Source organism: Peribacillus sp. P4_C12 (genome assembly GCF_056402095.1).
Genome location: NZ_JBFUIB010000683.1, coordinates 1 through 1,668, shown reverse-complemented (window position 1 = coordinate 1,668; position 1,668 = coordinate 1). Strand labels below are relative to the sequence as shown.

Here is a 1,668-nt window from a genome sequence, read left to right as displayed (position 1 = left end):
GATGAATACCTGCTGAAGGCACCGGGAAGGCTTTTTTCCATGACGGCTCATCTTTCGTCAAAGCTTCAGCAATCGCTAATGTTTCCTCTTTCTCAAGTGCCACATTTCCATATGGAGAAGGGAATAGAGATAAATCCGCACCTGATAGTCTTACTAATTTTCCAAGCAATAGCGCGTAGCTGACACCATAAAATGACGATGAAGCTACTGCTCCGCTATATGCGGGGTGAGCCATGATCGGAAGATTAATACGATCGTGTTCACGCAAAGCTTGAAGTACATCCAATCCATATGTATGAACGTTAAATAATAAGGCATCGGCACCTGCTTCTGCTGCACGCTCTGCCTTTTCTAATAATTCAAATGTTTTACCTGATAGATTGACAGCATATAAAGTTCGATGGCCCGTTGTTTCATAGACTTCTTTCAAAATTTGTCTGCCCGTTCTTATTCTATCAATGAATGGGGTCTGCTCCTGATCGAAGAGAATCTCATCATCTTTTACCAGGTCGACTCCTCCTAATGCTTGTTGTTTCAGCTGCTCATTATGGAATGAAAGATCCCGTCCTAATACCCCTTTAAAAATACTCATCACCAGAGGCCGGTCCAATACGTTAATCTTTTCTCTTATACCTGTAATCCCAAATTGAGGTCCTGGAAAAGCTTTGTGTATATCGCCAACAAAATCCAAGTCAATCAGTTTGATTTCCCCATCCAATGACAATTTACCGAATACTGTCGTGAGAATAGCCGGTAAATCATTAGAAAAATTTCCCGACGGATAGGCAATTTTTATCATCGAACGGTACACCTTACGATTGAAATAACGGTTTGCTCTATCTTCTTCAGATAGAGGGGTGACGGAAACAACACGTCCTTTATGTTTCTCCAACTGCTTCTGGACCAAATGAGGCAGGTCCGTCCATGTTCCTACTGTCAAACCTAAGGCAATACTCTCGGCTTTTTTCTCATGTTCGCCATTGAAATCATGAATTAAATAAGTAGCGATTATCTCGCTCATCTGATCACTCCTAATAAACGTTAGTAAAGTCTTGAAGTCAGTATTCTAATATCTGGCTCATACGGTTTCTATCCATTTTCCTGTTACCTCGATATATGGAGAATGGAATCTTCGATTGTTAATCCATGTTAAAACAATAAAAGCCCCTTCATAAAGAAGAGGCTTTAAAAAAGCCATCTTCTTATCTCCCAGCTTATAGCTGCAAGAATTAGCACCGTGCCTTGTGGATTCCAAAAAAATCCGGCGAAGAATTCCGCCCCATTTTGCAATGGAATTACGGTCGGTTGCTGGGCTTCATAGGGCTAGTCCCTCCACCTGCTCAAAATAAGAAAACGCTGATATATTTAAACTTCAAGTATCAAAAGATTAAGAATTTATTTTGTATTCTGACAGGTAATCCATACTTTGTCAATAAGTTTTCACCAATTTAACGGTAGCTAACTTGTGATATTCCACTATTATCCAAATAAATTCAATGCGCGAATCCGTTCAACCGCTTCTTGCAGCCGTTCTTCAGAAGTAAGTAACCCCACCCTAACATATCCCTCTCCAAATTCACCGAATCCATTTCCAGCAGCAACAGCTACGTGAGCATGCGTTAATAAATAATCAGCAAAACTCTCGGACGTGAAACCTTCAGGAATCTT

Annotated in this window: 2 protein-coding genes and 1 riboswitch; both genes read right to left on the bottom strand. The window is 40.6% G+C overall.

All coding sequences use genetic code 11. From position 1 onward, the window contains the following. Positions 1-1,021, bottom strand: a 1,021-nt coding sequence (gene mtnW, locus AC1DUW_RS27955) for a 2,3-diketo-5-methylthiopentyl-1-phosphate enolase (protein ID WP_477644069.1), incomplete at its 3' end; no start/stop codon positions are given. 178 nt (positions 1,022-1,199) lie between these two features. Beyond that, positions 1,200-1,352, bottom strand: a riboswitch (SAM riboswitch). A 127-nt stretch (positions 1,353-1,479) separates the two neighbouring features. Beyond that, the coding region (locus AC1DUW_RS27950) for an aminotransferase class I/II-fold pyridoxal phosphate-dependent enzyme (RefSeq protein ID WP_477644068.1) at positions 1,480-1,668 on the bottom strand (189 nt) is incomplete at its 5' end.